Source organism: Candidatus Streptomyces philanthi (assembly GCF_059553635.1).
Map to the genome: position 1 here is coordinate 1 of NZ_JCANQV010000251.1, position 8,839 is coordinate 8,839.

Below are 8,839 nucleotides of genomic sequence, written 5' to 3' on the forward strand. Positions count from 1 at the left end.
CGTTCGCCGCCGCCGCGCCCTGCCGCCCGGCCCGGGGCGTCCCCGTCCTCCGGGCCGTCCGTCAGCCGGGAGGCGTCCCTGGGCAGGCGCAGGGTGAAGACGGCGCCGCCCTCGGGCAGATTGGCCGCGGTGATCCCGCCGCCGTGGATGTGCGCGTTCTCCATCGCGATCGACAGGCCGAGGCCGCTGCCCTCGGAGCGGGGCCGGGACGCGCTTGCCTTGTAGAAGCGGTCGAACACGTGCGGCAGCACCTCCTCCGGGATGCCCGGACCGTGGTCGCGCACCCGGATCACCAGCTCGCCGCCCCCGGGCGCCTCCGTGCCCTCCGGCGGGTCCTCGGTGCGTACGGACACCCGGACCGGGGAGCCGCCGTGCTTGAGGGCGTTGCCGATGAGGTTGGCGAGGATGACGTCCAGCCGACGCGGGTCGAGACGGGCGACGATGCCGCGCTCGGCGTCCAGTTCGACGGCGTCCAGCCAGGCCCGCGCGTCGATGCAGGCGGTCACCTGGTCGGCGACGTCGACGTCGTCCAGCACCAGGCGCGCGGTCCCCGCGTCGAAACGGGTGACCTCCATCAGGTTCTCCACCAGGTCGTTGAGCCTGCGGGTCTCGCTCACCACCAGCTGGACGGCGGGGGCGATCATCGGGTCCAGCGAGTCGGCCTCCTCCTCCAGCACCTCCGACACCGCGGTGATCGCCGTCAGCGGCGTCCGCAGCTCGTGGGACATGTCGGCGACGAACCGCCGGGAGGACGCCTCGCGGGCGCTCAGCTCCGCCACCCGCTGCTCCAGCCGCTCCGCCGTCCTGTTGAACGTCCGTGACAGGTCGGCGAGTTCGTCCGAGCCGGTCACCCGCAGCCGGGTGTCGAGACGGCCGTCACCGAGCTGCCGCGCGGCATGGCCCAGCCGCTGCACCGGCCGCAGCACCGTGGTCGCCGCGGCCTGCGCCAGCAGCGCCGAGCCGACCAGTGCGAGGGCCGTGGCGATGCCCAGCGACCAGGCCAGCGAGTTGAGGTCCTGCCGCTCCGTGGCCAGCGACTTGATGATGTAGCCGGTGGGGCCGCCGCCGTTCACCTTCGCGCCCGCCACCAGGTAGGGGACGTCGCCCAGCTGCTTGCGCTGCCAGTAGAGGTGGTGCGGGGCGCGGTTGGACTCGTCGACCGGGCGGACGGTGTTGACGGCCTTGCGCAACGACTCCGGGACCACATCGGGGGTCAGCAGCTTCTTGTCCGTGGTGGCCGTGCAGTCCCTGCCGTCGATGTCCTGGGCGATCAGCAGGACCGCGTAGTTCTGCGGGCCGGCCGCCATCTGCCGGGCGGCGTCCTGGAGCTCGGCGCACCGGGGCCGCGGCGGCAGCGAGGCGGTGCGCTCGTCGAGGGCCTTGCGGAAATCGTTGAGGACGGCGTTCTGGGTACGGTCGAGGACCGTGTTGCGGTTGAGCCAGTACGCGATGCCGGACGCGGAGACCGCGGCGGTCAGCGCCACCAGCGCGAAGACGAACACCAGCCGCATCCGCAGGCTCGTCAGCCGCAGCAGCCCCGACATGCGCAGCAGCAGCCGGACCAGCCGCCGGCCGGGCCGGTCGGCCGCGGCCGCACCGGTGCCCTCCGGGCCGCGCGGCGCCTCTTCCCTCGTGCCGTCGTCGTTCGTGCCGAGCGCGGCGGAGCGTCCCGTCACTGCGGCGGGTCCAGCCGGTAGCCGACACCGCGGACCGTACGGATCAGCGTCGGCGAGGACGGCACGTCCTCCACCTTCGCGCGCAGCCGCTGCACACACGCGTCCACCAGCCGCGAGTCCCCCAGGTAGTCGTGCTCCCACACCAGGCGCAGCAGCTGCTGCCGCGACAGGGCCTGGCCGGGGCGGCGGCTCAGCTCCAGCAGCAACCGCAGCTCGGTGGGGGTCAGTTGCAGGTCCTGGCCGTTCTTGGTGACGGTCATCGCCGACCGGTCGATCACCAGGGAACCGAACGTCGCGGAGTCGCTGGACTCCCGTTCCCCGCGGCGCAGCACGGCCCTGATCCGGGCGTCCAGGACCCGCCCCTGCACCGGCTTGACGACATAGTCGTCCGCGCCGGACTCCAGGCCCACCACGACGTCGATGTCGTCGTTGCGCGCGGTGAGCAGGATGATGGGCAGGTGATCCGTACGCCGGATCCGCCGGCAGACCTCGAAACCGTCGATGCCGGGCAGCATCACATCCAGCACGATCAGGTCCGGGCGCTGCTCGCGCAGCAGCTGGAGGCCGTCCTCGCCCGACGCCGCGGTCACCACACGGTGACCCTGGCGCGACAGCGAGAGTTCGAGGGCCGTGCGGATGGCGTCGTCGTCCTCGATCAGCAACAGGAAAGGCACGCCCGCCATTCTGGCCCATGGCCGCGACGGGATCGACCGGCGGCGGCATCCCATACCCAACGACCCGTGCGTGGCCCACGCCACGCCGCACCCGTCCCCTGTGACACGGCTGTGACAGTCGGCGGACAACGCGATGAAACTGCGTTGGCAGTCTTTTCGGCACCGGGAGAGATCACCACGCGGAACGGCACGCACCACGGCGCGGAGATCACCCTCCCGGGGCACAGAACCAGGCTCAACCGACGGGGGGCGCGAGATGACCACACTGCACGCAACCGCCACCAGCGCTGTTGTCACGCGCCTCCACGACGTCGCACGGGCCGCGAGCTGCCCGCGGTCGGGCACGGCCGAGACCGCGGGGGAGAAGTCCGGTGCCGCCGGGGGCCGACGGGGGTGCGCTCGCGGCACCGGGCGGCAGCGGCCGCCGTACATGGTGGCCCTGGACGCGGTGGACACACACCACGGGCCCGACGGGGGAAACGGGGGGCACGGGGGAACCCACGGGGGAAACGGGGGAGTCCACCGCGGCGGTACGGAGTACAGGGAGGACACGGGGGACCGGCGCACCGCGTCGCGGGAGGCCGAAGCGGCCTTCACCGCCTACGTCCAGGAGCGCCGCGCCTCCCTGTACGCCACCGCCTACCACCTGACCGGCGACCGCCACGAGGCCGAGGACCTGCTGCAGAGCGCCCTGTTCTCGACCTACCGGGCATGGGACCGGATCACCGACAAGGCGGCGCTCGGCGGCTACCTGCGGCGGACCATGACCAATCTGCACATCAGCGCCTGGCGCCGCCGCAAGCTCAACGAGTACCCGACCGAGGAGCTGCCGGAGACGGTGGGCGAGACCGACGCGATGCGCGGCACCGAGCTGCGCGCCGTGCTCTGGCAGGCCCTCGCCCGGCTGCCCGAGAACCAGCGCACGATGCTGGTGCTCCGCTACTACGAGGGCCGTACGGACCCGGAGATCGCGGACATCCTCAGCATCAGCGTCGGCACGGTGAAGTCGAGCATCTGGCGCTCCCTGCGCCGGCTGCGCGAGGACGAGGTCCTCAGCTTCGGCCGTGACCAGGAAGAGTCCTTCGGCCAGCTCGTGGCCTGAGGAACGGGGGAACACGGGGGACGCGGGAGCTTCCCGCACCACGGACCACGGGCCCGAGGGGGGTACCGGGGACACGCCCGAGGGGGGACACGGGCAACGGGGGACACGGGGGAACGGAGCGGGTACGGCGGCCGGGGGGTCGCGGTACCCGCTCCTTTCGTGTTGCCCAGGGCGTACGGCCCGTGCGCTCAGCGGCGTACGGCCTGCCGCGCCCCGGCCGTGAGCGGGGTGCCCGCGCGGGCCGCCGCTATCCGGGCCAGTGCCTCGTCCCGGGCGCAGGCGTACGCGCCGAGGGCGGTGTGCCGCGCCACGATGGAGCGTTCGGCGCGCAGCAGCCGTAGCCCGCGACGGACGAGGTACGGGGCGGGCTTGCGGCCTTCGCGCAGGTCCCGGGCCAGCCGGCGGCGGAAGGTGGTGGTGGGGCGGCCGCGCAGGCACAGCGCGTCGGCCAGCACGCCCGCCGCGCGGCAGCGGCCGATCACATCGGCGGCGAAGATGCCCTCCGCGATGAACAGCCGCGCGGTGCCCAGGTCGAGGGCGGTGGTGCCGGCGCGGGCGCTGGCCGCGATGTCGTACACCGGGACCGCGGCGCGGCCCTCGCGGCACAGCGACTCGATCGCGGCGACGGCCGTGTCGGCGTCCCAGGAGCCCGGCGCGTCCCAGTCCGCGCCGCCGCCGTCCGGGAGGCGCGGCAGCGTCGGGTCCGTGCCGTCCTTGTAGAAGTCGTCGAGGTTGAGCACGGGCAGGCCGGTCAGGGCGGCGAGGGACGTCTTGCCGGAGCCGGACGGGCCGGTCAGCAGGACGACGCGGGCGGCGGGCGGCCGGGAGGAGGGCGGAAGGCTCACGGGCACCCATTGTCGGCCATTGGGCCGACGGGGCTACCCCCGCGGCACGGGCTGGATCGGCCGCCGCCCGTCGATTACTCTGTGCGGTCGAAAGATTACTGTCCCTCCGTGTGCCGGGGCGGGTCCGCCGCGCCCCGTCCCGCGTTCCGTTACCCCGTCAGGTGGCAGCATGGCCTCTCACGCCCGTACCCGCTCCGGCCGCTTCCCGCGGCCGCTCCTCCGCGCAGGTCTCACGGTGTCCGCCGCCGGTGCCGCGCTCGCCGCCGGCGCGGTCCCGTCGCACGCGGCCGGGTCCGACAACCTCTCCGGCGCCCTCACCGGCGTGAACAGCGCGCTGAAGTACACCGTGGCGGGCGCCGTCAACCCGGTCGCGAACCTCCAGCTCGACCCGCTGGCCAAGACCGCGGCCGACCCGCTGAACAACGGCGTCGGCACCCAGGTCGGCGACTTCAAGCCGGTGAGCACCACGATGGTCACCGGCACCCTCTCGCGCGGCGGCGCCCTCAGGGACGTGCCGCTGGCCGGTGCGGTGACGGGAATGCTCGCCGGCTGACACGTACGCGACGGCGGGGCCCCTTCTCCCGGAGGGGCCCCGCCGTCGCGTCGTGTTCCGGTCAGATGCCCCGGGGGTGCCAGACCGTCTTCGTCTCCAGGAAGGCCAGCAGCCGGCCGGTGCCCGGGTCGGCACTCCAGTCCTCGGCCGCCGGGCGCCGCACCCGCTTGAGGTTGCCGGCCGCGGCGGTCTCCAGCTCCTTCGCCAGCGCCAGGTCGGCGCCCGTCAGGTCGAGGGCGTTGACGTCCTGGTGGGCGGCGAGCGGGGCGCCGAGCTCCGCCGTACGGCCCGACAGGAGGTTGACGACGCCGCCGGGGAGGTCCGAGGTCGCCAGCGCCTCGGCGAGGGACAGCGCCGGGAGCGGGGCGCGCTCCGACGCCGCCACGACGGCGGTGTTACCGGTGACGATCACGGGGGCGAGGACCGAGACCAGACCGAGGAACGACGAGTCCCGCGGCGCCAGGACGGCCACCACACCGGTCGGTTCGGGGGACGACAGGTTGAAGTACGGCCCGGCGACCGGGTTGGCGGAGCCGGCGATCTGGGCGACCTTGTCGGACCAGCCCGCGTACCAGACCCAGCGGTCGACGGCCGCGTCCACCTGGGCGGCGGCCTCCGCGGAGGAGATCCCCTCGGCGGCCGCGACCTCCGCGGCGAACTGCTCGCGGCGGCCCTCAAGCATCTCCGCCACCCGGTAGAGGATCTGGCCCCGGTTGTAGGCGGTGGCGCCCGACCAGCCCGCGAACGCCCTGCGCGCGGCGGTCACCGCGTCGCGGGCGTCCTTGCGGGAGGCGAGCGGGGCGTTGGCCAGCCACTGGCCCTGGGAGTCGGTCACCTCGTACACCCGTCCGCTCTCGGAGCGGGGGAACTTCCCCCCGACGTAGAGCTTGTACGTCTTGAGGACGTTCAGCCGGTCAGCGGTCACTTCGCACTCCCCTTCGGGGCCGACGGGGCGAGATACGCCTCCAGGCCGTGCCGGCCGCCCTCACGGCCGTAGCCGGACTCCTTGTAGCCGCCGAACGGCGAGGCCGGGTCGAACCTGTTGAACGTGTTGGACCACACGACGCCCGCGCGGAGCTTCTCCGCCATCCACAGCATCCGCGAACCCTTCTCCGTCCACACGCCCGCCGACAGGCCGTACGGCGTGTTGTTCGCCTTGGCCACCGCCTCGTCGGGCGTACGGAAGGTCAGCACGGACAGCACCGGGCCGAAGATCTCCTCACGGGCGACGCGGTGCGCCTGGGTGACGCCGGTGAACAGCGTCGGCGCGAACCAGTAGCCGGACGACGGCAGCGCGCACTCCGGGGACCAGCGCTCGGCGCCCTCGGCCTCGCCCGCCGTCACCAGCTCGGTGATACGGGCCAGCTGCTCGGCGGAGTTGATCGCGCCGATGTCGGTGTTCTTGTCCAGCGGGTCGCCGACGCGCAGGGTGCGCATCCGCCGCTTGAGGGCGTCCAGCACCTCGTCGTGCACGGACTCCTGGACCAGCAGCCGTGAGCCGGCGCAGCAGACGTGCCCCTGGTTGAAGAAGATGCCGTTGACGATGCCCTCGACGGCCTGGTCGAGCGGCGCGTCGTCGAAGACGATGTTCGCGGCCTTGCCGCCCAGCTCCAGCGTGAGCTTCTTGTCCGTACCGGCGACGGTGCGGGCGATGGACCTGCCGACCTCGGTGGAGCCGGTGAACGCCACCTTGTCGATGCCGGGGTGCGCCACCAGCGCGGCGCCCGTGGAGCCGTCACCGGTCAGGATGTTGACGACGCCCTTGGGCAGGCCGGCCTGCCGGCAGATGTCCGCGAAGAACAGGGCGGACAGCGGTGTGGTCTCGGCGGGCTTGAGGACGACGGTGTTGCCGGCCGCCAGCGCCGGGGCGACCTTCCACGCCAGCATCAGCAGCGGGAAGTTCCAGGGGATCACCTGGCCCGCGACGCCGAGGGGGCGCGGGTTCGGGCCGTGGCCCGCGTACGCCAGCTTGTCGGCCCAGCCCGCGTAGTAGAAGAAATGCGCGGCGACCTGCGGCAGGTCCATGTCACGGGACTCGCGGATCGGCTTGCCGTTGTCCAGGGTCTCCAGGACGGCCAGCTCGCGCGAGCGCTCCTGGATGATCCGCGCGATGCGGAAGAGGTACTTGGCGCGCTCGGAGCCCGGCAGCGCGGACCACGTCCCGAACGCCGCACGGGCGGCCCGCACGGCACGGTCCACGTCCGCCTCGGTGGCCCGCGCCACCTCGGACAGGACCTCCTCGGAGGACGGCGAGACGGTCGTGAGGACCTTGCCGTCCGCGCCCGGGGCGAACTCGCCGTCGATGAACAGCCCGTAGGACGGGGCGATGTCGACGACCGCACGGGACTCGGGGGCGGGTGCGTAATCGAAGGTCATGGGTTGCCTCAGTCCACCGTGACGTAGTCGGGGCCGGAGTAGTGGCCGGTGCTGAGCTTCTGACGCTGCATCAGCAGATCGTTGAGCAGGCTGGACGCGCCGAAGCGGAACCAGTCGGCGGTCAGCCACCCCTCGCCCAGCGTCTCGTTGACCATCACGAGGTACTTGATCGCGTCCTTGGTCGTACGGATGCCGCCGGCCGGCTTCACGCCCACCTGGACACCGGTCGCGGCGTGGAAGTCGCGGACCGCCTCCATCATGAGGAGGGTGACGGGCGGGGTGGCGTTGACGGACACCTTGCCGGTCGAGGTCTTGATGAAGTCGGCGCCGGCGAGCATCGCGAGCCAGGAGGCCCGGCGGACGTTGTCGTACGTCCGCAGCTCGCCGGTCTCGAAGATGACCTTCAGATGCGCGGCACCGCCGTCCGGGCGGGCGCACGCCTCCTTGACGGCGCGGATCTCCTCGAAGACCTGGTGGTAGCGGCCGGAGAGGAAGGCGCCCCGGTCGATGACCATGTCGATCTCGTCGGCGCCCGCCGCGACCGCGTCCCGGGTGTCGGCCAGCTTGACGGGCGGCGCGGCCCGGCCCGCGGGGAAGGCGGTGGCGACCGAGGCGACATGGACGCCGGAGTCGCCGAGCGCCTCCTTGGCGGTGGCGACCATGTCCGGGTAGACGCAGATCGCGGCCACGCGGGGGGTGGTGCGGTCGGTGGGGTCCGGCAGCAGGCCCTTGGCGCACAGCGCCCGCACCTTGCCGGGGGTGTCCGCCCCTTCGAGCGTCGTCAGGTCGATCATCGAGATGGCGAGGTCGATGGCGTACGCCTTCGCCGTCGTCTTGACCGAGCGGGTACCGAGGCCGGCGGCGCGGGCCTGGAGGCCGACCGCGTCGACGCCCGGCAGGCCGTGGAGGAAGCGGCGCAGCGCGCCGTCGTCGGCGGTCACGTCCGCCATTGACGCCAGACGCCCCGCGGCTTCCTTGCCGTATGCGGGAACTGTGATGGGCATGGTCACGAGGGGAGCATATCTACGCGCGTAGCGCAATGTCACCCCTGGGGAGGGGCCTGATCCGGTTGGTGCGCCCGCGTTCCCCTGCCGCCCCGTGCCGCGCCCGCGCGCACGCCGGGACGAGCCTCCAGGGCGCGCCCGCGCGCACGCCCGGCCCCGGCGACAACGCCGAGGCACGTCCGGCACACCGCCCCCACCTCCGCGCCTCCGCCCCCGCGCGCACGCCCCGCGCGTCCGGTCCGGCACCCGTGAAAGATGCCGTAACGCAATGTCCGGCATCCGGACGGTCAGGCAGAATCGGCAGCATGACGAGCCCGGAACGGTCCACCCAGCAGTACGCGGAGCGCAGCTACCGCTCGCCCGCCGCCCTGGTCGGCGGGGCGCTGCTGCTCCTGCTCGCCCTGTGGATCGGCGGCGACGCGCTCGTACGGGGCGCCACGCACACCAAGCTCACCGCCCTCTTCGCGCTGCTGCTCCTGGTGCCGCTGGTGACCGCGTACACCCTGCGCCCGCAGGTACGGGCCGGTGACGACCGGCTGCTGGTCCGCAACCCGTTCCGCACGATCACCCTGCCCTGGGCGGCGGTGGAGGACCTGCGCGCCACCTTCA

9 protein-coding genes are annotated in these 8,839 nt (G+C 73.2%); 3 read left to right on the top strand and 6 right to left on the bottom strand.

Annotated elements, in window-relative coordinates:
• Window positions 1–1,676, bottom strand: a 1,676-nt coding sequence (locus tag AC51EU_RS23370; protein WP_496269009.1) for an ATP-binding protein, incomplete at its 3' end; no start/stop codon positions are given.
• Window positions 1,673–2,350: a two-component system response regulator AfsQ1 gene (gene afsQ1, locus AC51EU_RS23375; protein ID WP_496269010.1), complete on the bottom strand. Its 678-nt coding sequence runs from the start codon at window positions 2,348–2,350 to the stop codon at window positions 1,673–1,675. The genes afsQ1 and AC51EU_RS23370, both read right to left, overlap by 4 nt.
• 256 nt (window positions 2,351–2,606) lie before the next feature.
• Between afsQ1 and AC51EU_RS23380 the strand changes: the two genes are divergently transcribed.
• On the top strand, window positions 2,607–3,452 hold the full coding sequence (locus AC51EU_RS23380; RefSeq protein WP_496269011.1) for a SigE family RNA polymerase sigma factor: 846 nt from the start codon (window positions 2,607–2,609) through the stop codon (window positions 3,450–3,452).
• Between the two features lie 188 nt (window positions 3,453–3,640).
• Here AC51EU_RS23380 and AC51EU_RS23385 read toward each other — a convergent pair whose 3' ends face one another.
• Window positions 3,641–4,297, bottom strand: coding sequence for a uridine kinase family protein (locus tag AC51EU_RS23385; RefSeq protein ID WP_496269012.1), 657 nt, complete (start codon window positions 4,295–4,297; stop codon window positions 3,641–3,643).
• A 169-nt stretch (window positions 4,298–4,466) separates the two neighbouring features.
• Between AC51EU_RS23385 and AC51EU_RS23390 the strand changes: the two genes are divergently transcribed.
• Entirely contained in the window at window positions 4,467–4,850 is a 384-nt protein-coding gene (locus AC51EU_RS23390; RefSeq protein ID WP_496269013.1) for a hypothetical protein, read from the top strand.
• 61 nt (window positions 4,851–4,911) lie between these two features.
• Here the strand turns inward: AC51EU_RS23390 and AC51EU_RS23395 are convergent, their stop codons facing one another.
• From AC51EU_RS23395 to deoC, 3 genes are read right to left on the bottom strand one after another with little or no spacing between them, the layout of a single operon-like run.
• A complete protein-coding gene (locus AC51EU_RS23395; protein ID WP_496269014.1) occupies window positions 4,912–5,775 on the bottom strand; it encodes an aldehyde dehydrogenase family protein in 864 nt (287 codons plus the stop codon).
• The gene (locus AC51EU_RS23400) at window positions 5,772–7,226 is read right to left on the bottom strand and encodes an aldehyde dehydrogenase family protein (protein WP_496269015.1); all 1,455 of its coding nucleotides are present in this window, start codon (window positions 7,224–7,226) and stop codon (window positions 5,772–5,774) included. Before AC51EU_RS23400 ends, AC51EU_RS23395 begins: the two co-directional genes overlap by 4 nt.
• Before the next feature lie 8 nt (window positions 7,227–7,234).
• Window positions 7,235–8,230, bottom strand: coding sequence for a deoxyribose-phosphate aldolase (deoC, locus tag AC51EU_RS23405; RefSeq protein ID WP_496269016.1), 996 nt, complete (start codon window positions 8,228–8,230; stop codon window positions 7,235–7,237).
• A gap of 305 nt (window positions 8,231–8,535) precedes the next feature.
• Here deoC and AC51EU_RS23410 point away from each other — a divergent pair.
• A partial coding sequence (locus AC51EU_RS23410; RefSeq protein WP_496269017.1) for a PH domain-containing protein occupies window positions 8,536–8,839 on the top strand: 304 nt, incomplete at its 3' end.